The sequence below is a fragment of the Pelagibacterium lacus genome (assembly GCF_003345525.1).
Lineage (GTDB): Bacteria > Pseudomonadota > Alphaproteobacteria > Rhizobiales > Devosiaceae > Pelagibacterium > Pelagibacterium lacus.
Genome location: NZ_QQNH01000008.1, coordinates 56,572 through 80,306, shown reverse-complemented (window position 1 = coordinate 80,306; position 23,735 = coordinate 56,572). Strand labels below are relative to the sequence as shown.

At 63.3% G+C, this 23,735-nt stretch carries 24 protein-coding genes; 17 read left to right on the top strand and 7 right to left on the bottom strand.

The features are described 5' to 3' along the window. Window positions 1-13 precede the first annotated feature (13 nt). The 7 genes from purU (at window position 14) to DVH29_RS08030 (ending at window position 6,428) form a co-directional block, all read left to right on the top strand. The gene (gene purU / locus DVH29_RS08060; RefSeq protein WP_114645661.1) at window positions 14-862 is read left to right on the top strand and encodes a formyltetrahydrofolate deformylase; all 849 of its coding nucleotides are present in this window, start codon (window positions 14-16) and stop codon (window positions 860-862) included. A 13-nt stretch (window positions 863-875) separates the two neighbouring features. Next, window positions 876-1,763, top strand: coding sequence for a bifunctional methylenetetrahydrofolate dehydrogenase/methenyltetrahydrofolate cyclohydrolase FolD (gene folD / locus DVH29_RS08055; RefSeq protein WP_114645708.1), 888 nt, complete (start codon window positions 876-878; stop codon window positions 1,761-1,763). Window positions 1,764-1,850: 87 nt separating this feature from the next. Then, window positions 1,851-2,795 (top strand): glycine betaine ABC transporter substrate-binding protein OsmF, encoded by a 945-nt coding sequence (gene osmF / locus DVH29_RS08050; RefSeq protein ID WP_114645660.1) that lies wholly within the window; start codon window positions 1,851-1,853, stop codon window positions 2,793-2,795. Between the two features lie 78 nt (window positions 2,796-2,873). Continuing rightward, window positions 2,874-4,022, top strand: a complete 1,149-nt coding sequence (locus tag DVH29_RS08045) for an ABC transporter permease (protein ID WP_114645707.1) — start codon at window positions 2,874-2,876, stop codon at window positions 4,020-4,022. Beyond that, window positions 4,019-4,954: an ABC transporter ATP-binding protein gene (locus DVH29_RS08040; RefSeq protein ID WP_114645659.1), complete on the top strand. Its 936-nt coding sequence runs from the start codon at window positions 4,019-4,021 to the stop codon at window positions 4,952-4,954. The genes DVH29_RS08045 and DVH29_RS08040 overlap by 4 nt, the downstream gene beginning before the upstream one ends. After that, window positions 4,951-5,715 (top strand): ABC transporter permease, encoded by a 765-nt coding sequence (locus tag DVH29_RS08035; RefSeq protein WP_114645658.1) that lies wholly within the window; start codon window positions 4,951-4,953, stop codon window positions 5,713-5,715. The genes DVH29_RS08040 and DVH29_RS08035 overlap by 4 nt, the downstream gene beginning before the upstream one ends. 80 nt (window positions 5,716-5,795) lie before the next feature. Further along, window positions 5,796-6,428, top strand: coding sequence for a trimeric intracellular cation channel family protein (locus tag DVH29_RS08030; protein ID WP_114645657.1), 633 nt, complete (start codon window positions 5,796-5,798; stop codon window positions 6,426-6,428). On the opposite strand, the gene DVH29_RS08025 is transcribed toward DVH29_RS08030, so the two are convergent. The 5 genes from DVH29_RS08025 to DVH29_RS08005 form a co-directional block, all read right to left on the bottom strand. Continuing rightward, the gene (locus DVH29_RS08025) at window positions 6,410-7,546 is read right to left on the bottom strand and encodes a succinylglutamate desuccinylase/aspartoacylase domain-containing protein (protein WP_114645656.1); all 1,137 of its coding nucleotides are present in this window, start codon (window positions 7,544-7,546) and stop codon (window positions 6,410-6,412) included. The genes DVH29_RS08030 and DVH29_RS08025 overlap by 19 nt on opposite strands. Before the next feature lie 6 nt (window positions 7,547-7,552). Beyond that, on the bottom strand, window positions 7,553-8,311 hold the full coding sequence (locus DVH29_RS08020) for an ABC transporter permease (protein WP_114645655.1): 759 nt from the start codon (window positions 8,309-8,311) through the stop codon (window positions 7,553-7,555). Between the two features lie 2 nt (window positions 8,312-8,313). Then, window positions 8,314-9,114: an ABC transporter permease subunit gene (locus tag DVH29_RS08015; RefSeq protein ID WP_114645654.1), complete on the bottom strand. Its 801-nt coding sequence runs from the start codon at window positions 9,112-9,114 to the stop codon at window positions 8,314-8,316. Between the two features lie 58 nt (window positions 9,115-9,172). Continuing rightward, window positions 9,173-9,925 carry a transporter substrate-binding domain-containing protein gene (locus DVH29_RS08010; RefSeq protein WP_114645653.1) on the bottom strand — a complete coding sequence of 251 codons (753 nt, stop codon included), beginning with the start codon at window positions 9,923-9,925 and terminating at the stop codon, window positions 9,173-9,175. 70 nt (window positions 9,926-9,995) lie between these two features. Then, window positions 9,996-10,763 carry an ABC transporter ATP-binding protein gene (locus tag DVH29_RS08005; protein ID WP_114645652.1) on the bottom strand — a complete coding sequence of 256 codons (768 nt, stop codon included), beginning with the start codon at window positions 10,761-10,763 and terminating at the stop codon, window positions 9,996-9,998. A gap of 276 nt (window positions 10,764-11,039) precedes the next feature. On the opposite strand from DVH29_RS08005, the gene DVH29_RS08000 reads away from it, so the two are divergent. Beyond that, entirely contained in the window at window positions 11,040-12,188 is a 1,149-nt protein-coding gene (locus tag DVH29_RS08000; protein WP_114645651.1) for a GGDEF domain-containing protein, read from the top strand. 10 nt (window positions 12,189-12,198) lie between these two features. On the opposite strand, the gene DVH29_RS07995 is transcribed toward DVH29_RS08000, so the two are convergent. Continuing rightward, window positions 12,199-13,140, bottom strand: a complete 942-nt coding sequence (locus DVH29_RS07995) for a nucleoside hydrolase (RefSeq protein WP_114645650.1) — start codon at window positions 13,138-13,140, stop codon at window positions 12,199-12,201. Between the two features lie 226 nt (window positions 13,141-13,366). On the opposite strand from DVH29_RS07995, the gene rirA reads away from it, so the two are divergent. Beyond that, a complete protein-coding gene (rirA, locus tag DVH29_RS07990) occupies window positions 13,367-13,825 on the top strand; it encodes an iron-responsive transcriptional regulator RirA (protein WP_114645649.1) in 459 nt (152 codons plus the stop codon). A gap of 177 nt (window positions 13,826-14,002) precedes the next feature. Here the strand turns inward: rirA and rutR are convergent, their stop codons facing one another. Then, the gene (gene rutR, locus DVH29_RS07985; RefSeq protein ID WP_114645706.1) at window positions 14,003-14,647 is read right to left on the bottom strand and encodes an HTH-type transcriptional regulator RutR; all 645 of its coding nucleotides are present in this window, start codon (window positions 14,645-14,647) and stop codon (window positions 14,003-14,005) included. A gap of 191 nt (window positions 14,648-14,838) precedes the next feature. On the opposite strand from rutR, the gene aptA reads away from it, so the two are divergent. The 8 genes from aptA to DVH29_RS07945 all read left to right on the top strand — a co-directional run bounded on the left by aptA (window position 14,839) and on the right by DVH29_RS07945 (window position 23,651). Next, on the top strand, window positions 14,839-16,167 hold the full coding sequence (gene aptA, locus DVH29_RS07980) for an omega-aminotransferase AptA (protein ID WP_114645648.1): 1,329 nt from the start codon (window positions 14,839-14,841) through the stop codon (window positions 16,165-16,167). After that, window positions 16,167-17,660: a CoA-acylating methylmalonate-semialdehyde dehydrogenase gene (locus DVH29_RS07975; RefSeq protein ID WP_199562548.1), complete on the top strand. Its 1,494-nt coding sequence runs from the start codon at window positions 16,167-16,169 to the stop codon at window positions 17,658-17,660. The genes aptA and DVH29_RS07975 overlap by 1 nt, the downstream gene beginning before the upstream one ends. Before the next feature lie 24 nt (window positions 17,661-17,684). Beyond that, window positions 17,685-18,935, top strand: a complete 1,251-nt coding sequence (locus DVH29_RS07970; RefSeq protein ID WP_114645646.1) for a Zn-dependent hydrolase — start codon at window positions 17,685-17,687, stop codon at window positions 18,933-18,935. A gap of 115 nt (window positions 18,936-19,050) precedes the next feature. Beyond that, window positions 19,051-20,505, top strand: a complete 1,455-nt coding sequence (hydA, locus tag DVH29_RS07965; RefSeq protein WP_114645645.1) for a dihydropyrimidinase — start codon at window positions 19,051-19,053, stop codon at window positions 20,503-20,505. A 54-nt stretch (window positions 20,506-20,559) separates the two neighbouring features. Then, complete coding sequence (locus tag DVH29_RS07960) at window positions 20,560-21,351, top strand: ABC transporter ATP-binding protein (protein WP_114645644.1); 792 nt, start codon at window positions 20,560-20,562, stop codon at window positions 21,349-21,351. Further along, complete coding sequence (locus DVH29_RS07955) at window positions 21,338-21,904, top strand: hypothetical protein (protein WP_114645643.1); 567 nt, start codon at window positions 21,338-21,340, stop codon at window positions 21,902-21,904. The genes DVH29_RS07960 and DVH29_RS07955 overlap by 14 nt, the downstream gene beginning before the upstream one ends. Continuing rightward, window positions 21,901-22,782 (top strand): ABC transporter permease, encoded by an 882-nt coding sequence (locus DVH29_RS07950; protein WP_114645642.1) that lies wholly within the window; start codon window positions 21,901-21,903, stop codon window positions 22,780-22,782. Before DVH29_RS07955 ends, DVH29_RS07950 begins: the two co-directional genes overlap by 4 nt. After that, a complete protein-coding gene (locus tag DVH29_RS07945; protein WP_114645641.1) occupies window positions 22,779-23,651 on the top strand; it encodes an ABC transporter permease in 873 nt (290 codons plus the stop codon). The genes DVH29_RS07950 and DVH29_RS07945 overlap by 4 nt, the downstream gene beginning before the upstream one ends. Window positions 23,652-23,735 lie beyond the last annotated feature (84 nt).

Genomic DNA, 23,735 nt, shown 5'->3' with positions numbered 1-23,735 from the left:
CTCGGCAGAACTCATGCCCAATTTCACACTCACTCTCTCCTGTGTCGACAAGCCCGGAATCGTGGCCGGCCTGACCAGCGAACTGTTCGGGCTCGGCGCCAATATCGCCGAATCCAATCAGTTCTGGGATCGCGACACGGGCAAGTTCTTCATGCGCATCGGGTTCACGGCCCCTGAGGGTATCGACAAGGACGGGGTCGAACGGACCATCCGTCCGGTGGTCGAGCGCTTCGAGATGAAGATCGCGGTGATCGACGAAGCGCGCATCCCGCGCATCGTCATCCTGGTCTCGAAATTCGACCACGCCATGCTGCACCTGCTCTATCAGATCAGGGTGGGAGCGCTGAAGGCGGAGGTCGCCGCGATCATCTCCAATCATGAGGATGCGCGCGCCATCGCCGAGGCCGAAGGCATACCGTTTCATCACCTGCCCATGGAGAAGGGCCGCAAGGCGGAGCAGGAAGCCAAGGTGCTCGGGATCGTCAAGGCGGCAGATGCCGATCTCGTGGTCCTCGCCCGATACATGCAGATTCTCTCGGACCAGCTTTCGACCCGGCTGTTCGGCAAGGTGATCAATATCCACCACTCCTTCCTGCCCAGCTTCAAGGGGGCCAAGCCCTATCACCAGGCTCATGAGCGGGGGGTCAAGATCATCGGCGCCACGGCGCATTACGTGACGCCCGACCTCGACGAGGGGCCGATCATCGAGCAGGAAACGGCGCGGGTGACCCATGCCATGAGCCCGGACGATTTGATCGCGGTGGGCCGGGACATCGAAAGCCGGGTGCTTGGCCGCGCGGTCAAGAGCCATCTGGAAAACCGCATCATGCTCAACGGCCACAAGACCGTTGTCTTTGCATAAGGATTTTGCCATGATCGCAACGATCATCGACGGCAAGGCCATCGCCGCAGCGGCGATCGAGCGGGTGAAGGCCGGCTCTGCCGCCTTCACCGCCGCGCAGGGCACCCCGCCGGGGCTGGCGGTAGTGCTGGTGGGCGAGGACCCTGCCAGCCAGGTCTATGTCGCCTCCAAGGGGCGCATGGCCAGGGAATGCGGGTTCCATTCGATCCAGCATACGCTGTCCGCCGAGACCACGCAGCAGGACCTCCTGGCGCTGATCGCCCGGCTCAATGCCGATCCGGCCATTCACGGCATCCTCGTCCAATTGCCGCTTCCCGGCCATCTCGATGAGCGCACCACCATCGGCGCGCTCGACCCGGCCAAGGACGTGGACGGGTTGCACGACATCTCCATCGGGCGGCTGGCTTCCGGCCAGGTCGACAGGACGCTGGTGCCGTGCACGCCCAAGGGTTCGATGGAATTACTGGCGACGGTGTATCCCGATGGGGTGTCGGGGCTCGATGCGGTGGTGATCGGACGCTCCAATCTCGTCGGCCGTCCGGTGGCGGCGCTGCTCCAGCACGCCAATGCAACGGTCACCGTCGCTCATTCGCGGACCCGGGACCTGCCGGCCCTTGTGGGGCGTGCCGACATCGTGGTGGCCGCCATCGGCAAGCCCGAATTCGTGCGGGGCGAATGGATCAAGCCCGGTGCCACGGTGATCGATGTGGGAATCAACCGCATCCCGGCCCCGGAAAAGGGCGAGGGCAAGACCCGGCTGGTGGGGGATGTCGATTTCGCGTCCGCCAGCCAGCGCGCCGGCGCCATCACTCCCGTGCCGGGTGGGGTCGGCCCCATGACCATCGCCATGCTGATGGCCAATACGCTTCTGGCCGCCGAGCAGAGCGTGGCAAGGCACTGATCACAAAGGGAACAAATTCCGTTCCCGATTATTTCTCCCGCGAGGGGTGGTCATCCCGGTCTCAGCCTGTAGGCTGACGGGACGCGAATGCATGACCAGCAGCCAGCAGCAACCGGGAGACATCCATTGCGCATCATTTCCACACTCGCCGGCGCTGCCCTTGCGGCTGCGCTGACCTCGGCCGCTCATGGGCAGGTCGTCGTATCCTCCAAGATCGATACCGAGGGCGGCGTCCTGGGCAATATCATCTACAAGATGCTGGAGGCCAATGACATCGCCGTCGAGAATCGCATCCAGCTCGGCGCGACGTCGATCGTGCGCGAGGCTATCGCAGCCGGCCAGATCGATATCTATCCCGAATATACCGGCAATGGCGCCTTCTTCTTCAACGAAGCGGAGGATCCGATCTGGAACGACGCGCAGGCCGGCTATAAACGTGTCGCCGAACTCGACCTCGCGGAAAACGGCATCGTCTGGCTGGCGCCGGCGCCGGCCAACAACACGTGGGGTATCGCCGTACGGGCGGAGATCGCCCAGGAGAACGGGCTGGCGACGCTTTCGGATTTCGGACGATACATCGCCGGGGGTGGCGACATCATCCTTGCGGCGTCGTCGGAATTCGTGACCTCGGCTGCGGCCCTGCCGGCCTTTCAGGACGTCTACGGTTTCGAGTTGTCCTCCGACCAGTTGATCCAGCTCTCGGGCGGGGATACGGCAGCGACCATCGCCGCGGCGGCCAACCAGACTTCCGGGGCCAATGCGGCCATGGTCTATGGCACCGATGGCGGCATCGCGCCGTCCGGCCTCGTGGTCATGGAGGACGACCAGGGCGTGCAGCCGGTCTACAATCCCGCGCCGATCGTCCGCGCGGCGGTGCTCGAGCAATACCCGGCTATCGCCGATATCCTCGCCCCCGTTTTTGAGGGGTTGAGCATCGAGACGCTTCAGGAGCTCAATGGCCGCGTGCAGCTCGGAGGCGAGCCGGCCGAGATGGTGGCCGAGAGCTATCTCAGCGAAAACGGCTTCCTCTAAGGGCTTTGGGGCGCCGCATCGCGCGGGGCCCCGATCCGTTTCCGCTCCCTCGTGATCGCCATCCGTTTCCTTTCCCCGGTGCAGCAGCGCTTCGACAAGCTCGGTGTGGTGATTGCCGCGCTCGGGCTGTTTGCACTCTACGCTCAGCCCTTTCTTGCGTCGCGGGCCAATCGCATCGTGCCGGGCGAACCGCTGATGATCTGGCAGGCGCCGGGCGCGGGCGGCTGGCCGATGATGGCGGCGCTGACCATTGCGTTCGGGGTCTTGCTGTTCCGCACGGCTCCCATCGTCCGGCTGGGCACGGCCTCGGCGGCGCTGCTGGGCCTTGCGATCGCAGTGGGCCTCGGCGCCAGTTCCGTCCTTTCACCGGGGGACAGTTTCGCGCGCATATCGCCGGGGTCCGGCTTCTGGCTCATGGGCTTCGCGCTGGCCCTCGCGGCGACCGATGGACTGGCCCGGCTCAGATTGGGGCCGGTCGCGCGGCTCGGTGTGCTGGTCGCGGTCATTGTGGCCGTGGTCGCGATATTGGCGAGCGGGATCTGGGACGATCTGGCCGCCATGCGTGAGTATCAGAGCCGAAGCGCTGCGTTCTGGCGCGAACTCAATACCCATCTGTTCCTCGCCTTCGGCGCGGTAGGGGCCGCGATCGTGGTCGGGGTTCCGGTAGGGATCGTCTGCTACAGCCTGCCCAAGGTAAGAGGGGCCGTGCTGGGCGTGCTCAACATCGTCCAGACCATTCCCTCGATTGCGCTGTTCGGCCTGCTGATCGCGCCCATGGCGTGGATCGGCGCCAATATTCCCGGCGCCTCGGCCCTGGGGATTGCAGGCATCGGCGTCGCGCCGGCCTTCGTGGCGCTGTTTGCCTATTCGCTCCTGCCCATGGTCTCCAATACCGTGGTCGGGCTCGAAGGCGTGCCGCGCGATGCCAGCGAGGCGGCGCGCGGCATGGGCATGACCGGAGCTCAGCGCATGGCCGAGATTTTGCTGCCGCTGGCCTTCCCGGTGATCCTCACCGGCATCCGCATTGTCCTCGTGCAGAATATTGGGCTGGCGGTGATCGCCGGGCTGATCGGGGGTGGCGGGCTGGGCATCTTCGTTTTCCAAGGCATCGCCCAGACCGCCATGCCCCTGGTGCTGCTGGGGGCCATTCCGGCGGTGGCCATGGCGTTTACCGCCGCCATCATCCTCGACGCCGGCGTCGAACTGAGCCGTAAAGGCATCGCATGATCGAGATCGAAAACCTTACCAAGCTCTATGATGGCCGCGCCGTGGTGGACGATGTGACGCTTACTGTGCCGGCGGGCGAGATTGCGGCCATCGTGGGTACGTCGGGCTCGGGCAAGACGACACTGCTGCGGATGATCAACCGGCTGGTCGAGCCCAGTTCGGGCAGCATCCGCATCGACGGCCGCGACAATCGGGACGTGCCGGCCCATGAACTGCGCCGCCATATCGGCTACGCCATCCAGGGGCACGGTCTGTTCCCGCATCAGGACGTGGCCCGTAACATCGCCACCGTTCCGAGGCTGCTGGGGTGGGACAAGCGCATGATTTCCGAGCGCGTGGACGAATTGCTTGCCCTCTTCCAGCTCGATCCCGCCGAGTACCGCAAGCGTATGCCGCATGAACTGTCGGGCGGGCAGAAGCAGCGTGTGGGGGTGGCGCGAGCGCTGGCTGCGGGGCCATCCGTGCTGCTGATGGACGAACCGTTCGGGGCGCTCGATCCGATCATTCGCCATAAGGCGCAGGAGGACCTGCTGGACATCCAGCGGCGACTGGGGACCACCATCGTCCTTGTGACCCACGATATGGACGAGGCGGTGCGGCTGGGCAATCGGATCGCGGTGATGAGCGAAGGCAGGGTGCGCCAATATGCACGGCCTGAGGAGATCATCGCTGCCCCGGCCGACGATTTCGTCCTCGCCATGCTGGGGACGGGCGATCGGGCCTTCCGGCTGCTTTCGCTGCGGACGGTGGCGGAGGCGTTGGAAGCAGGAGAGGCTGAAGGCACCCCGATCGTCGACACGGCGTCGCTCCGCGAGGCCTATGCGGAAATGCTCTGGTCGCGCCGCGCTGCATTGCCGGTCAGCCGCGCTGGCGCGTTGGTCGGGCGGGTGACGCGCGCGGCATGCGAAAAAGCGGCGACGCGCCAGCCATGAGGATCGTGCTCGTCCTCCGGCTGATCGTTCTGGCACTGCTCGTCGCGTTCATCATCGCGCCGCAGGGTTTTGCGCCGCTGTTCGCGCCGCTGACCCGATTCGATGCGCCCCCGATCTATACCCAGACCTCGATCCTGTCGCTGACACTGAGCCATCTGGGCATCGTGGCGGTGGCCACGCTTGCGGCCACGGTGATTGCGGTCGGTTTCGCCATTCTCGTTACCAGGCCGTTCGGGGAGGAATTCCTGCCGCTCTCGCGCGCCGTCGCCAATATCGGGCAGACTTTCCCGCCGGTCGCTGTTCTGGCCCTGGCGGTGCCGGTGCTTGGTTTCGGAACGGGGCCGACGCTGGTGGCGCTGTTTCTCTATGGCCTCTTGCCGATCTTTGAAAACGCGCTCACCGCGCTGACCGGATTGTCGCCCGCCGTGCGCGAAGCGGCGCGCGGATCGGGGATGACGGGCTGGCAGAGGCTGGTGCAGGTGGAATTGCCGCTGGCCTTTCCGGTGATCCTCGCCGGTATCCGGCTGTCGGCGGTGATCTCGCTGTCGACGGCAACCATCGGGTCTACGGTCGCGGCGCGCACACTGGGGGAGGTGATCATCGCCGGGCTGCTGTCGGGCAATACGGCGTTCGTCTTGCAGGGCGGGCTGGTCGTGGGCGCCCTGGCGGTTTTGATCCATGACGGCTTCGTCGCCTTCGAAAGTCTGGTGACGCGCCGCACAGGCGGGGCGGCAAGGGACTTCGAGACGTCCGTATCCTGACACGCGGCGCTTGCGCGATGGCGCTTTACGCTCCATGGCTCTCTCGGTCACACTCGGGCGGCGCGGACAAGGAGCCTCCAATGCTGTTTCAGATTATCTTCGTCATTGCCCTGGCGGCGGAATCCATGACCGCAGCGCTGGCGGCCGGGCGGCGCAACATGGACTGGTTTGGCGTTTGCGTCCTCGGTTGCGTCACGGCGCTCGGAGGCGGGACTACGCGCGACGTGCTGCTGGGGCACTATCCGCTGATCTGGGTGGAACAGCCCGCCTATCTGCTGGTGACCACTGCCGCGGCGCTGTTCACCATCGTGGTGGCCCGGGTGATGGAATGGCTCAAGCTCACCTTCCTGCTGCTCGATGCGGTGGGGCTGGTGGTGTTCACGATCTCGGGCTGCATGGTGGCCATGGAGATGGGCCAGCCGGCGTTGATCGTCATCGTGGCGGGCATGATCACAGGATGCGTGGGGGGCGTATTGCGGGACGTGTTGTGCAACGATGTGCCGCTGTTGTTCGCCGGCGAGCTCTATGCCACGGTATCGGCCATCACGGCCTGCCTCTATTTCTTCGGCATCCAGGCGGGTTTTCCGGCCGAACTGGTGACCATCGTGGCCATGGCGATCGGGTTCGGCCTGCGAGCGCTGGCCATCGCCTTCAAGATCGAAATGCCGCGTTTCGTTTATGCGCCGGTGCGCGATCAGTCTTCCAAGAGATAGCCTTCGCGCCCGGGCAAGGGGTCGGAGCCAACGATCTTGGCGATCGAATTGCCCGGGAGGACGAATTTGCTCATATTGCGGGAGATGACGCGGCCGGAGGTGTTGGCGCAAACCGGGGTGCGGCGGACAAAGGCCTCGGGCCCATGGAGCGCGATCAGATCGGCGATGGGCTGACCCTTTTCCACGTATTCGCCGAGTTCAACCCGATAGGCGAGGAGACCGGCGCGGTCGACGCGCAGCATTTCGGTCGCGGCGAGGGGAAGCGGCGCGGGCGCGCGCTCCACGGTCGGAGGCGTTCCGGAAACCAGCCCCTTGGCCTGGAAGAAGGCGAACAGACCCCTCGCATCCTGTTCTCCCATCGCATCGAAGACGTCATGGCGCCCCCTGTATTCAAGGGTCGCGGCGCGAGCCGAAAAGGGGATCGGCCTTTTCGGATGGGCGGCCCGCAGGCGCCTCCAGAGCGAGGGCCAGACCTCGTCGAACGAGCCGCCGCCCGAATCCTCGGCGGTCAGTTGCGCGGCCGAACCCATATGGTCGGCCAACTCCCCCAACTCGGCCATGGAGTCGGGGGTCACGAACAGGTGGACGAGGGCTTCGTTGTCGCAATGCAGATCGAGGACGTAATCGGCGTCATGGGCCTCGGTCATCACGAGGTGGCGGAGCTTTTGCAATGCCGTCAGTGGCTTTTGTGCGTCAAGCCATTCCCAGACCGTTTGACGGATCATCGTGACATTGGCACCGGCATCGTCGGTGAGGCGTCCGGCGACGGTATCGCCGATGGCGGCGAAGAGATCGGGCCAGCGGCGGTTGAAATTGGTGCCGGAGCGGAAATGGTAACGCCCGGCATGCTCCTCGAACAGGCGCTGGCCCATGCCCAGGGGATTGACCATGGGCAGGATGGAGAAGCGGGCCTTGAGTTCGCCCTTTTCCTCCGCCGCCTGCAGCATGGGGAGGAGGTGGTGCAAGGCCATGATGCCGGGCTGTTCATCGGCATGAAGGGCGGCCTGGAGATAGACCTTTTGCGCGGCGTCCGCCGGACCGATGCGGAAGATGGTCAGTTCGGCCACGGCTCCGGGCGCGTCGGTTTCGATATGGTGGGTCTGGCGTTGCAGGGTCATTGCGGCCTACCGGATATATTTGGGGCGGAAGCGCAGGCGCGGTCGGGCCGGCACCTGATCGGGAGGAAGATGGCGCATCAGGCGCTCATAGATGCGGCCGAAGATGAAGAAGATCAAAAGGGAAATGGCGAGGAACCAGATCGCCGCGACCGAGAAATGCAGGAAGGCGTTGTAGTCGCGCTCGAACATGAGCTGGGCCGTGTTCATGATATCGCGCTGGGCATTGATGACGGGCAGGGTGAAATAGACCAGCGCCGTGGCATGGAAGAGGAAGACCACCTCATTGGTGTAGGCCGGCCATGCGATGCGGATCGTGTTGGGCCAGGTCACCGTGCGGAACACCTGGGTGCGGGACATGCCGAAGGCCCGGGCGGCCTCGAGCTCGCCGCGCGGCACTGTGCGCAGGGCGCCATAGAGGATTTCGGCGGTATAGGCGGCGGTGTTCATGACCAGTGCCAGGGGGCCGATGAACAGCGGGTTCATCATCAGCCAGGAGAGTTCCATCGGGCGCCACCATATGGGGTTGAGTGCCAACATGATGGAATAGAACATGAAGAACTGGATAAAGAGCGGTGAGCCTCGGAAGGCGTAGATATAGCCGGAGCACAGCCCCCTCAGGACCCGGTTGTTGCTGTTCCGGCCCAGGGCCAAGCCCAGCGCAAAGATAAAGCCGATGGGCAGCGAGGCAATCGCGAAATAGAGATTGAAGAGGGCGGGCTGTCCGTAGCGCGGAATTTCCGACCAGATGGCGAGAAGTGCGTCCATGGCTACGCCTCCACCGGCATGCCGCGCCGGGCCCAGGCGGTGAGACGCCGGAACACGCGCTCGGACAGGAGCGTCACGAGGATATAGAAGACGAACAGCGCGATGAAATAGGCCCAGCGCCAGTCACCATGCACCAGCCCGGCCTGGGGCAGGAAATTGGGCGAGCCCAGCTGGCCTGCCCACCATACAATGTCGGCGATCTGCAGGAGCGAGAGCAGGGAGGTCGCCTTGATCAGCAGCATCCAGACATTGGATAGTCCGGGGAGCGCGTAGATCCACATCTGGCGGATATGGATGCGGGTCAGGACCTGCATGTCGCTCATGCCGAAGGCCCGAGCGGCTTCGAGCTGGCCCCGGGGGACGGCGCGCATGGCGCCGTTGATCACATTGGCGGTGAAGGCGCCATAGATGATGCCGAGGGACACGCAGGCGAGGGTAAGATATTCCGGGGTCGAGAGCAGCCAATTGGCCTCCCGGCAGGGCGGCCATCCGGCATTGGGCGTCGAATCGGGCCCGCAGACCGACATGGAGACGAACCATTCGACCCCTTGCTCGAAAGCGAGCGGGAAGAAGAGGAAGAACAAGACGTCGGGGATGCCGCGCACCATGGAGACGTAGACGGTGCCGATCCCGCGCAACACCGCGAAGCGGGACCGCAGCGCCATGGCCCCGAGCAGGCCGAAGGTCAACGCCAGAACGCCGCCAAACAGCGCCGCCATGATCGTGAAGCGGAAGCTGGCGTACCATTGGAGATGTTTGCCATTGGTGAGATAGCCCCACCAGAAGGCCAGATCTTCGCCCATGCGGAAGCCGTGCCGTTAGGGCCCCGACAGCAGGTTGTCGGGGCCGCATGAGTGGACGTTATTCGGCGTAGAACGGACCAGCGCCGTCGTACCACTTGGCGATCAGGGCATCGACGGTTCCATCGGCCTTGAGGGCGTCGAGCGCTTCGTCGAGTGTGGCGAGAAGTGCGGTGTCTTCCTTGCGGACCCCGCCGCCGACGCCACCACCCACGAGTACGTCCTCGCCGATGAATTCCAGCGCGCCGCCGGAATTGGCGACGACCGGCTCAAGGGACGAGCCGTCCGCCAGCACCACGTCGACATTGCCCGCGGCCAGGTCGGCGATGGACTGGTCGAAGGTCGCGAACTCGACGACGGTGTTATCGGCGGCGAAGTTCTCCTGCACATACCCGGCCTGGATGGTGCTGCTCTGGACGCCGATGCGCGCCCCCGAGAGGTTGTCGAAATCGAGCTCGGTGCCGGTGATGACGATATATTTGGACGGATCGGGCGGGAAATAATCCTGGGTGAAGTTGATCGACGCCAGGCGCTCCTCGGTGATGGACATGCCGGCCATGATCACATCGTAGTTGCCGGCGACGAGGTTGGGGATGATGGGGTCCCATTCGCTCTGCACGAACTGGCAGCTCATGCCCGTATGCTCGCAGATGGCATTGCCCAGGTCGATCTCGAAGCCGGCCAGTTCGCCGGCGTCGTTGATGAAGTTCCAGGGGGCGTAAGCGCCCTCGGTGCCGATGCGCAGGACGTCCTGTGCCGATGCCGCGGTTGAGAGGGCAGCCAGGGTGGCGGCCGCAATGATGAGCTTTTTCATGATGGTGTTCCCGTTTCCTTTTTCTTGGTGGGGTAACCGGTGTCCCGTTTGCATGATGTTGACGCTCCGGTCAGGCGTGACCAGCGGCGCTGAGGAACTGGCGCAACCGGTCGGATTTGGTGGCACCGAACACCTCGTCCACGGTGCCTTCCTCCTCGATCTTGCCGAGGTGGAGGAAGACGACCTTGTCGGAGACTTCCCGTGCGAATTTCATGTCGTGGGTGACGAGGATCATGGTGCGCCCCTCGTCGGCGAGCATCTTGATGACCCGCAGCACCTCGACCTCGAGTTCGGGATCGAGCGCCGATGTGGGCTCGTCGAACAGCATGATCTTGGGATTGATGCACAGGGCCCGCGCGATGGCGGCCCGCTGCTGCTGGCCCCCCGAAAGCTGAGCCGGAAACGCGTCGGCCTTGGCACTGATCCCCACTTTTTCCAGCAGCTCCAGCGCTTGGGTGCGGATCTCGGCGGGGTTGCGCTTCTGGACCCGCAGCGGCGCCTCCATGACGTTTTCGAGGATCGTCATGTGCGACCAGAGATTGAAGCTCTGGAAGACCATGCCCAGCTCGCTGCGGATGCGGCGCAACTGGTCCGCATCGGTGGGGTGGCGGCCAAAGCCCTCGGCCGATAGCGCCACGGTCTCGCCGTCGATGGTGACGTTGCCGCGGGTGGGCACCTCGAGCATGTTGATGCAGCGCAACAGAGTGGACTTTCCCGAACCGGACGAACCGATCAAGGTGACGACATCGCCCGGCCTCGCCGAAATCGATACGCCCTTGAGCACTTCAAGCTCGCCAAAGGACTTGTGAAGGTCCGTCAACTCCAGAATATGCGCCATCGCTTTTCGGCAGGCCCCCAATCCCATGTCTGGCGTCCGCATGCCCCGGCTTGCCACGGCCGGGGGCGGATTGCCGCTTCGCTCCGGCGAGAAAACCAGAGCCCGTTATCATTACAAGACTAAAAGAAACGATTGCGCAACTTTTCCAGACCAAATGGTAAAATATCGGGCGTAAAACGCCCTTACGATTTGGACACCAGTTTGCCAAGCAAGAGCCCGCAGCGGCGGAACTTGGTGATAGAGTCGTGCAGGCGTTGACGATGGGGATGCGGCGCTATGAATTTTGATTACAATTCCATCCTGCTCGCGTCGGGGGCCTCGGGGATAGCGTTGTGCTTCACGCTGGCCATGTCATGGCTGCGCCAGAAGCAGTCGCCCTTTCTGCTGACCTGGTCGATCTGCATTGCCATCATCATCTTCGCGATCATGATGTTCACGCTGTTCCAGCATTCCGGGCAGAGCTGGCACGCCATCGCCGGCGGCCTGTCGCTGACCATTGCCTACGCCCTCAATTACGGTGGGCTGACACAGTTTCGGGATGGCCGGATCGACTCCGAAACGGTGAGGAGCCTCGTGGCGTTGGGAGCGGTCCCCATCGTCGTTCCCGCGCTGTTCGGCTTCGATGGCCTGAGCTATATCGCCACCAATGCTGCGGGGGCGTTCCTGCTGGCGCTTTGCGGCTATCACTACTGGAACATGCGCTCGGAATCGCCGGCACCCATCGGGGCCATCAGCCTGCTGCATTGCTGCCTGGCCTTCACCTATGTCCTCTGCGCGCTGACGAAAACCATCGACGATCCGCTCTATCTCAACGGTTCGATGCCCAATAACTGGGCCGAGCAGTTGAACCTCGTCGTTTCTGTGCTCGGGTTGGCTTGTATCGGCGGGCTGTTCATCACGGTACACCAGGAACGCATCAGCCGGCGGCTGCGGACGGATTCGCTGATCGATCCGCTGACCGGGCTGCATAACCGCAGAGCGCTTTTCGAGCACTTCGCGGCGGAGAAACTGGAAGCGGGAGTTGGGCTGGTCGTTTTCGACCTCGACGACTTTAAGGGACACAACGACAAGAACGGCCACGCGTTCGGCGATATGGTGCTGTGCGCATTCTCCCGGCTGCTGCTCGATACGGTGCAGGAAAAGGAGATGGCGGTGCGGCTGGGTGGCGAGGAATTCGTTCTCGTGCTGCCCAAGAGCTCGCCCACCCATGCCCTTGCCATCGCCGAGCACATCCGCAGCTCGATGGGGCGGCGGGTGTTCCGCAACGGGGACGCGCTGGTCACTTGTACGGTCAGCGCCGGCGTCGCCCTGGCGGAGGACGGCATGAGCCTCGACCGGCTGATCGGCATTGCCGATTCCGCCCTCTATCTCTCCAAGCGCCAGGGCCGCAATCGAGTGTCGCAGACAACATCGACCGCGGCCTGAGCACGGGCTCCTACGGCAGGCGCGCGAGCCGCTCGACGAGCAGCGCATAAAAGGCGTCCGCATCGCCGGTCCGGATGAAGGTCGCGTTGCGGGGGCGGTCGGTGACGTGCCAGTAATCGGCCACCGTCATGCCGCGCGTCAATTCGCTCGCGCATTCGATTTCCACATTGCACAGGCGCCCCGAGAAAATCTCGGGGGCGATCAGCCATGCGGTGACGCAAGGGTCGTGCAACGGAGCACCGGCCCAGCCATATTTGCCGAGGTCGAAGCGCTCGGAAAATCCGAGCATGTCGGCCACGGCCGCGCCGGACCGATTGCCGATGGCGCGAAAGGCGGCGATGCGGTCGGGGGTCCCCAGCATTTGATGAGTGACGTCGAGTGGCATCATGGTGATCGGCGCGCCGGAGCGGAACACGGTGTGCGCCGCCTCGGGATCGACATAGATATTGAACTCGGCGGCGGGCGTGATGTTGCCGACCTCGAAATAGGCGCCGCCCATCAGGACGATCTCGGCAATGCGGCTGGCGATGTCGGGAGCCTTGACGAGGGCCATGGCGATATTGGTCAGTGGCCCCAGCGCGCAGATGGTGACCGTTCCGGGCGCGTGATCGCGCAGGGTCTCGATGAGGAAATCGACGCCGTGGCCGGGTTGTGCCGCGATGGCGGGTTCAGGAAGATCCGGGCCGTCAAGTCCGGTCTGGCCATGGACGTGCTCGGCGGTGACCAGAGGACGCATCATGGGACGGGCGCAGCCGGCATAGACGGGCACATCGGGACGCCCCGAAAGCTCGACCACCTTGAGAGCGTTTTTTGTATTCCGGTCCAGCCCGACATTGCCGGCTACCGAGACGATACCGAGGGTCTCGATCTGCTCGGGCGAGGACAGGGCCAGCAGAATGGCCACGGCGTCGTCCTGGCCGGGGTCGGTATCGATAATGATCTTGCGGGCCAAGGCATGCTCCGGAAGTGGGGAAAATCGGCCGGAGGTTAGAGGATATCGAAAACCGCGCAACACCGAAAATGCCGCCGGCTTCCCATCAAATCATGAACGGGTACATCACCTTTTCTTGACATAGTTTAGAATTGTTATAATCTTTGGCACATGAACGCGATCCATTCAGGATGCGTGTGATTCCCCCGCACACCGTATGTTGTGCAACAAAAGCAGGGCCCGACCCATGAGACTGACCCGTCAATCCAGCTATGCCGTCCGCGCTTTGATGTATTGTGCGATCAATACGCCGGAATTGTCTCGGGTCAGCGATATCGCCAAGGCATATGGCATTTCCGAGCTGTTCCTGTTCAAGCTGATCAAGCCGCTGGTGGAGAATTCGCTGCTGGAGACGGTGCGCGGGCGCCATGGAGGAATCCGGCTGGGGCGTCCGGCCGCCGAAATCACCCTGCTCGACGTGGTCAAGCTGACCGAGGAAAATTTCGCCCTCGCCGAATGTTTCGAGGGCGGAGGCGAGACGAGTTGCCCGCTGGTCGGCGGATGCGAGCTCAATGCCGCCCTTTCCGAAGCGCTGGAAGCATTTTTCACGGTGCTGCGCTCCTATACGATCGCCGATCTCACCGACAAACGCCGCGCCATGCGCTCGCGGCTGGGCATCGAGATGATGGGGCTGGAACTGAACTAGGTTCGGCTCCGGCGACCGATCTGCAAATTTTATAATTATGATCTTTACAGTCATATTTTAATGGGCTAGAAACACTCCTGCAGGAGTGAGGCCTGCCCCTTGGCCCTGTATGCGGAGCGCCAAAGCCGCGTACAGGGCCTTTTTATGTCCGGTTTTCTTGGTGGGAAATCGTCGGGGCTAGGCTTTTTTCTTCGGGCTCAGGCCAGAGAGAAACAATTGGTCGAGGAAGCGGGCGGCATCGTCGAAGCGGCCCTCGCCACCGCGATCGGGGCCGAGGACGGCGCGGACCTGGATGTCGAAATCGGCATAGTGCTGGGTGGTGGCCCAGATGGAAAAGATCAGGTGATAGGGGTCGGTGACGGCGAGCCTTCCTTCGGCCATCCAGCCCTTGATTAGCCTGGCCTTCTCATCGACCAGGTCTTTCAGGTCGGTGTGGAGAATCTCATAAAAGCCCGGCGCGCCGCGCAGCATTTCATTGGCGAACAGCCGGCTTTCCCGGGGAAAGTCGCGGCTCATTTCCAGCTTGCGGCGGATATAGGAGCGGATTTCGGCGAGGGGATCGCCGTCATCGTTCATCTCGCGCAGGGGATCGAGCCAGATATCGAGGATCCGCTCCAGGAGGGGCGCGTGAATGTCTTCCTTGGACTTGAAGTAGTAAAGCAGGTTGGGCTTGCTCATCCCGGCCGCCTCGGCGATCTGGTCGATGGTCGATCCGCGAAAGCCGAATTGCGAGAACACATCCAGCGCGGCCTCCAGAATCACCTCCTGCTTTTCCCGCTGAATCCGGGTAACCGGCCGCGGGGGCCCAGCATCTGTCGTCATGTCCGGCATAAGCCTCTCAAGCCGATTTCCCGGGTGGAAATCATTGGTCGGTGCCGCGCCTCGTGGCGGCGGAGGTCATTATCCCCCTTGAACCTTAAATTCAGAGTGCTAGAATTTTTCCAATCGGTCAAAAAAAATCTGACCGGAATCAACAACCGGCCGACGCAAAAAGGACCGGAGAGGGAACATTCATGTCACAGGACGCGCCGTCCATCCCCAATGATCTCGATGCATTCTGGATGCCGTTCACGGCCAATCGGCAGTTCAAGAAAAATCCGCGCATGTTCGTGGCCGCCAAGGACATGCACTACACCACCTCGGACGGGCGGCAAGTGCTGGACGGGACGGCGGGGCTGTGGTGCGTCAATGCCGGCCATTGCCGGCCGCTGATCACCGAGGCCATCCAGAAGCAGGCGGCGGAACTCGATTACGCGCCGGCGTTCCAGATGGGGCATCCCAAGGCGTTCGAACTGGCCAATCGGCTGGCCGACCTTGCTCCCGAGGGCCTTGATCACGTGCTGTTCACCAATTCGGGCTCCGAATCGGTGGAGACGGCGCTCAAGGTTGCGCTCGCCTATCATAAGGTTTCCGGGCAGGGCAGTCGCACGCGGCTGATCGGACGCGAACGTGGCTATCACGGGGTCAATTTCGGCGGCATCTCGGTGGGCGGGATCGTCGCCAACCGCAAGATGTTCGGCACGCTCCTGACCGGCGTCGATCACCTGCCGCACACTCATCTGCCGGGCAAGAACGCCTTTTCGCGCGGCGAGCCGCAGCATGGGGCGGAACTGGCGGACGAATTGGAGCGCATCGTGGCGCTTCACGATGCTTCGACGATCGCCGCAGTGATCGTCGAGCCGGTGGCGGGGTCGACGGGGGTTCTGATCCCGCCGCCGGGGTATCTCAAGCGCCTGCGCGACATCTGCGACAAGCACGGCATCCTATTGATCTTCGATGAGGTGATCACCGGCTATGGGAGGCTGGGCACCCCGTTCGCCGCGGATTATTTCGGCGTGGTGCCGGACATGATGATCACCGCCAAGGGGCTGACCAATGGGGTGATCCCGATGGGATCGGTGGTGGTGTCCTCCAAGATCTACGACGCCTTCATGACCGGGCCCGGGCATCTGATCGAATTCTTCCACGGCTATACCTATTCCGGGAACCCGATTGCCAGCGCGGCCGGGCTGGCGACGTTGGAGACCTACAAGCAGGAGGGCCTGCTGACCCGGGGCGCCGAACTCGGCGCCTATTGGGAGGACGCGCTGCATTCGCTCAGGGATGCGCCGCATGTGATCGACATTCGCAATATCGGGCTGGTGGGCGCCGTCGAGCTGCAGCCCATTGCGGGGGAGCCAACCAAGCGGGCTTTTTCGGCTTTTGTCAAAGCCTTTGAAAAGGGCCTGCTGATCCGCACCACGGGGGATATCATCGCCCTGTCGCCACCGCTGATCGTCGAAAAGGGCCATATCGATCAGATCGTCGATACCATTCGGACCGTGCTGGGGGAGGTGGACTGATGCAGGTGATCGAAAACGCCATAGGCGGCAAGCGCGTCGTTTCCACGTCCGGTCGCAAGGCTTCGGTCTACAATCCCGCCACCGGCGAGCAGATCGCCGAATTGCCGCTATCGGCGGGCGGGGAAATCGACGCAGCGATTGCCGCCGCCAAGGCGGCGCAGCCGGAATGGGGCAATACCCCGCCGCACAAGCGTGCCCGGGTGATGTTCAAGTTCAAGGAATTGCTCGACCGGCACGCCGCCGACCTGGCGCGCGAGATTTCTCGCGAGCACGGCAAGACCCATGACGACGCCTTGGGCGAAGTACACCGCGGCATCGAATGCGTGGAATATGCCTGCGGCATTCCCGAACTGCTCAAGGGTGCGTTCTCGCGCAATGTCGGCCCGGCCATCGACACCTATTCCGACCGCCAGCCGCTGGGCGTGGTGGCGGGGATCACCCCGTTCAACTTCCCGGCCATGGTGCCGATGTGGATGTATCCGGCCGCCATCGCCTGCGGGAACACGTTCATCCTCAAGCCGTCCGAACGCGATCCCTCGGCGCCGATGCTGGCCTGGGACCTTCTGATGGAGGCCGGGTGCCCGGACGGGGTGCTTAATGTCGTTCACGGGGACAAGGAGGCGGTCGATCATCTGCTCGACCATCCCGACATCAAGGCGATAAGCTTTGTCGGCTCCACCCCGATTGCGGAATATGTCTATCAACGTGGGACCAGGGCCGGAAAGCGCGTGCAGGCGCTGGGCGGTGCCAAGAACCACATGGTGATCCTCCCCGATGCGGATCTGGACCAGGCAGCGGATGCGCTGATGGGGGCCGGGTTCGGATCCGCTGGGGAGCGCTGCATGGCGATTTCCGTCGCCGTTCCGGTGGGCGAAAAGACCGCCGATGCGCTCATCGAAAGGCTGAGGCCGCGGGTCGAAAGCCTCAAGATCGGGCCCTCGACCGACAAGGACGCGGAAATGGGGCCTGTGGTCACCAGCATGCACCGCGACAAGATCCTGGGTTATATCGACAAGGGCGTCGAGGAGGGCGCCGAACTGGTGGTCGACGGGCGCGGCTTCACGCTGCAGGGCTATGAGGGCGGCTATTATGTCGGGGGAACGCTGTTCGATCGCGTGACGCCGGAGATGACCATCTACAAGGAGGAAATCTTCGGGCCAGTGCTATCGGTGGTGCGCGCCAGCGACTATTCCCAGGCCGTGCAGATGATCAACGATCATGAATTCGGCAATGGTACGGCGATCTTTACCCGGGACGGGGACGCGGCGCGCGACTTCGCCGATAGGATCGAGGTGGGCATGGTCGGGGTCAACGTGCCCATTCCGGTGCCGGTCGCCTATCACTCCTTCGGCGGCTGGAAACGCTCGCTGTTCGGGGATCATTCGATCTATGGGCCGGAGGGCGTGCATTTTTACACGCGGCTCAAGACGGTGACGACGCGCTGGCCGGCGGGCATCAAGTCGGGCGCTCAGTTCACCTTCCCGACCCTATAGAGAGTGCGACGAGAGGGGATTTGCATGGCCACGCTGGGTGACAATATCAAGATCAACGGCGACCGGCTGTGGGACTCCCTGATGGAGATGGCACGGATCGGCCCCGGGGTGGCGGGCGGCAATAATCGCCAGACGCTGACCGATGCCGACAAGGAAGGCCGCGAACTGTTCCAGCGCTGGTGCAAGGAGGCCGGGCTGGAGATGGGTGTCGACAAGATGGGCACCATGTTCGCCCGTCGCGAGGGCACGGACCCCGAGGCGCTGCCGGTCTATGTGGGCAGCCATCTCGATACCCAGCCGACCGGCGGCAAGTATGACGGCGTATTGGGCGTTCTGGGCGGGCTCGAACTGGTCCGCACGCTCAACGACCTCGACATCAAGACCCGGCATCCCATCGTTGTGACCAACTGGACGAACGAGGAAGGCACACGCTTCGCGCCGGCCATGCTGGCTTCCGGGGTTTTTGCGGGGGTGCATGACCTCGATTGGGCCTATAATCGCGAGGACGCCAAGGGACTGAAATTTGGCGACGAACTCAAGCGCATCGGCTGGGTGGGCGAGGAGGAGGTCGGCGCCCGCAAGATGAAAGCGTTTTTCGAGCTGCATATCGAACAGGGGCCGATCCTCGAGGCGGAAGGTAAGGATATCGGGGTGGTCACGCACGGGCAGGGCCTGTGGTGGCTGGAGGTGACACTGATCGGCAAGGAGGCCCATACCGGCTCGACCCCCATGCCGATGCGCCGCAATGCTGGGCTGGGCATGGCGCGGATGACCGAACTGGTGCACCGGATCGCCATGAGCCACCAGCCGGAGGCGGTGGGGGCGATCGGCCATTGCGACGTCCATCCCAATTCGCGCAACGTCATTGCCGGCAAGGTGGTGTTCACCATCGATTTCCGCTCGCCGAACCAGCAGACGCTCGATGCCATGAAGGCGCGGTTCGAAGAGGAAGCGCCGAAAATCGCCGAGGACCTCGGCTTGACGATGCAGATCGAGGTGGTCGGCCATTTCGATCCGGTGAGCTTCGATTCGGGCTGCATCGCCGCGATCCGTAATGCCGCGGCGCGCCTGGGCTATTCGCATCGCGATATCGTTTCAGGTGCGGGCCACGATGCGTGCTGGGTCAACAGGCTCTACCCGACCGCCATGGTGATGTGCCCATGCGTCGACGGGCTCAGCCACAACGAGGCCGAGGATATCTCCAGGGAATGGGCATGCGCGGGGGCGGATGTGCTGCTGCATGCGGTGCTGGAGACGGCGGAGATTGTGGAGTGAGAAGGTTAGCTCTTATCCAACCGACTGTCCGCCGGCTTAGCCATACGGACCGACGATAATGGCGCGCCCGATTTCATATTCGAGCGCTGACATTCCAGAATAAAAGGGAGATATCATGAGCACGGTGATCAAGGGCGGCACCATCGTTACGGCCGATCTGACCTATAAGGCCGATATCCTGATTGAGGGCGATACCATCGCCCGGATCGGGCCCGATCTTTCGGGTGACACAGTGCTCGACGCAAGCGGATGCTATGTGATGCCGGGTGGAATCGATCCCCATGTGCATCTGGAAATGCCCTTCATGGGGACCTATTCCACCGACGATTTCGAGAGCGGCACCCGGGCGGCGCTGGCGGGGGGGACGACGATGGTGGTGGATTTCTGCCTGCCAAACCCCGATCAGAGCCTGCTGGAAGCCTTGTCCATGTGGGATAACAAATCCGGGCGGGCACATTGCGATTATTCCTATCACATGGCGATCACCTGGTGGGGCGAGCAGGTGTTCGACGAGATGGCGACCGTGGTCCGCGAGAAAGGCATCAATACTTTCAAGCACTTCATGGCCTACAAAGGCGCGCTGATGGTGCAGGACGACGAGATGTTCGCGTCGTTCCAGCGCTGCGCCGAACTGGGCGCAATGCCGCTTGTTCATGCTGAAAATGGGGATGTGGTGGCGGATTTATCGGCCAAATTGCTGTCTGCGGGCAATAGTGGTCCGGAGGCGCATGCCTATTCCAGACCGCCACAGGTCGAGGGAGAAGCGACCAACAGAGCGATCATGATCGCGGATATGGCGGGTGTTCCGCTCTATGTGGTGCACACCTCCTGCGAGGAGAGCCATGAGGCGATCAGGCGGGCCAGGCAACAGGGCAAGCGCGTCTATGGCGAGCCGCTGATCCAGCACCTGACGCTCGACGAGAGCGAATATTTCGACAAGGACTGGGACCACGCCGCGCGCCGGGTGATGAGCCCGCCCTTCCGCAACAAGGCGCATCAGGATTCGCTGTGGGCAGGGCTCGCTTCGGGCTCGCTGCAGGTGGTGGCGACCGACCATTGCGCCTTTACCACGCAGCAGAAGCGGACGGGCGTCGGCGACTTCACCAAGATCCCGAACGGGACGGGAGGGCTGGAGGACCGGCTGCCCATGCTGTGGACCCATGGGGTCAATACGGGCCGGCTGACCATGAACGAGTTCGTCGCGGTGACCTCGACCAATATCGCCAAAATCCTCAATATCTATCCAAAAAAAGGCGCGGTGCTGGCCGGGGCGGATGCGGACCTCGTGGTGTGGGACCCGGAAAAGGAAAAGACCATCTCCGCCAAGTCGCAGCAATCGGCGATCGACTACAACGTCTTCGAGGGCAAGAGCGTGAAGGGCCTGCCGCGCTTCACGCTGAGCCGGGGCCGGGTGTCGGTCACCGATGGCGAGATGACCTCGCGGGAAGGCCATGGCCGGTTCGTCCGGCGCGAGCCCTATACGGCTGTGAACAAAGCGCTTTCTACCTGGAAGGAACTCACCGCGCCGCGCAAGGTGGAGCGGACCGGCATTCCGGCGAGCGGGGTCTGACCGAGGGGAAACGGCCCGGACACAGGACAACGTCAAACAGAGGGGTGAAGACGTTTGACGACACATGCCAGCGTAGTCGAGGCCAGCGGGCTTGGGCTGACATTTGAGACCGCGGACGGGCCGGTGCATGCGCTTTCGGACGTCAACCTGACCATCGGCAAGGGAGAATTCGTTTCCTTCATCGGACCATCGGGCTGCGGCAAGACCACCTTCCTAAGGGTGATCGCCGATCTCGAACGGCCTACAGCGGGCACGATCACGGTCAATGGAGCGGCGCCGGGACAGGCGCGAAAGGACCGGGCCTACGGCTATGTGTTCCAGGCGCCGGCGCTCTATCCCTGGCGGACGATCGAGCGCAACGTCGCCCTGCCGCTCGAGATCATGGGTCATTCCAGGGCCGAGCAGCAAAAGCGCATCGCGCGGACCCTGGACATGGTCAATCTCTCGGGGTTCGAAAAGAAATATCCCTGGCAATTGTCGGGCGGCATGCAGCAGCGGGCCTCGATCGCCAGAGCCCTGGCTTTCGATGCGGACCTGTTGCTGATGGACGAGCCGTTCGGGGCGCTGGACGAGATCGTGCGCGACCATCTCAACGAGCAATTGCTCGATCTGTGGGCCAAGACCGAGAAGACCATCTGCTTCGTTACCCATTCGATTCCCGAGGCGGTCTATCTGTCGACCAAGATCGTGGTGATGAGCCCAAGACCGGGACGGGTCACCGACATGATCGAATCGACGCTGCCGCGGGAAAGGCCGCTCGATATCCGCGAGACGCCGCAATTTCTCGAAATCGCGGCGAGGGTGCGCGAAGGCCTCAAGGCGGGGCATTCCTATGCGGATCAGTGAGACCGCCGCGACCGGCAGCACTCCAAATCGCTTCGCCGTCAAGAGAAAACCGGGGGAAACCATTATCCATGTGCCGGTAAAGCGCAGCTTCCGGCATGTTTTCAAGACAGTTTTCTTCACCGCCTTCATGGCGATCGGCGGTCCCTTCGCCATGCTGTTGATGGCCGCGCAACCCGAGAAGGCCAGTTTTTACCGGCTATGGATTGCCTGCTGGGTGGTGGGGATGATTGGCTTGCTCGCCTATCTGGCGTGGACGCTTTTCGGGGCGGAAAGGCTGGTGCTCCGCTCGGATGGCATGAGGCGTGTGCGGACGGTCTTCTTGCTGCGGCATGCCCAGTCCTTTACCCCCGACGAGGCTAGGGCGATCCGCTATGTGCCCAATGATTCGTCCGTACGGTACAAAGCGGGCCGGACGCGCATCGATGTCAGCGCGCTGACGCTCACAAACATGCATCGCCACGTCGCCTTCGCCCGTGGCATCACCCCCGTGGAAGCCAAGCTGGTGCTCGGCGTCATCGGGTCCCACTTCGGTGTGCGCGGGGGCCGGTCATGAAGCGGTGGGTCGATGGACGCATCCTGCCGATCACCGTGGTGGTCCTTGCCATCGTCCTCATCTGGTATGTCTTCACCGTCCTCCTCAACACGCCATGGCAGCAATCGGTCTATGGGCGCGAGGGCGCGGTGGACGTGCCGTTCACCCAGTTCCTCAGCGACGTCTTCTCGCAGCAGCGGCCGGTGTTGCCGGCACCGCATCAGGTGGCGGCGGAATTCTACACTTCGGTGTTCAACGCTCCGGCCCATACGCCGCGCAGCTTGATCTTCCATGCCTGGATCACGCTGTCGGCCACCGGGCTGGGCTTCGTGTTCGGCACGCTGCTCGGCATCGGCCTGGCGGTGCTGATCGTCCACAACCGGGCCATCGACAAATCGCTGATGCCCTGGGTGATCGCCAGCCAGACCATACCAATCCTGGCCATCGCGCCCATGGTCGTGGTGGTGCTGGCGTCGGTGAGGCTGACCGGGCTGATCCCCAAGGCGCTGATTTCCACCTATCTTTCGTTCTTCCCCGTGGTCGTGGGGATGGTGAAGGGGTTCCGCTCGCCCGAAGCCATCCATCTCGACCTGATGCGCACCTATAATGCCAGCCCGGCGCAGGTGTTCTGGAAGCTGCGCTGGCCGGCGGCGCTGCCGTTCCTCTTCGCGTCGATGAAGGTGGGCGTGGCGGCCTCGCTGGTCGGGGCCATTGTCGGGGAATTGCCGACCGGTGCAGCGGGCGGACTGGGCTCGCGGCTGCTAGCCGGCTCCTATTATGGCCAGACCACGCAGATATGGGCCGCGCTGCTGATGGCCGCGGCGCTTTCGGCGGCGCTGATCTTTGCCATCAGCGCCCTGGAAAAACTGACCGAACGAGCAATGGGGGCGCGGGCATGAACGGATGGCTGATAACCGCGCTCCTGGTTTGGCTCGCGGCCTGGGGGATCAACGAATTCCTCATCCGGGCCCGTACCGGAAACCGAACGATCCGCAGCGCGATCAACATCATCGTGCCGGTGATCTTCGGCGTGACGCTGCTCGTCGTCTGGGAAGGGTTGGTGCGCGGGTTCAGCGTGCCCGCCGTGCTGCTGCCCCCGCCCTCGGTGATCTGGCAGCGGATCGTGGCCTCGATCCCCAATCCGATCTGGCCGGACTTCCAGCAGACATTCCTCAAATCGGTGCTGGTGGGCTATGCCATTGGTTGCGGATCGGCCTTCGTCGTCGCGGTGGCCATCGACCGCTCGCCCTTCCTCAAGCGCGGCCTGCTGCCGGTGGGCAATTTCGTATCGGCCCTGCCGCTGGTGGGCATCGCGCCGATCATGGTGATGTGGTTCGGTTTCGACTGGCAATCCAAGGCCGCCGTGGTGGTGGTGATGACCTTCTTTCCCATGCTGGTGAACACGGTGGCGGGCCTGAACGCCACCGGGGCGATGGAAAAGGACCTGATGCGGACCTATGCGGCCAGCTATTGGCAGACGCTGATGAAATTGCGCCTGCCGATGGCGTGGCCCTTCATCTTCAACGCCCTCAAGATCAATTCCACCCTGGCGCTGATCGGTGCCATCGTGGCCGAATTCTTCGGGACGCCGGTGGTGGGGATGGGGTTCCGCATATCGGCGGCCATCGGGCGGCTGCAAGTCGACATGGTCTGGGCCGAGATCGCTATTGCCGCGGTGGCCGGCTCGCTGTTCTATGGGGTGATCGCGCTCATCGAGCGCGCGGTCACCTTCTGGCACCCGTCGATGCGTGGGGAACGGGCGCCATAGAGGACCACCCGGCCCACCGCGTCCGGCAAAGGCGCGGCGGTTCGGCGGAGCGCTCAAGGACCGGCATGGCGCCGGGCCGGCGTT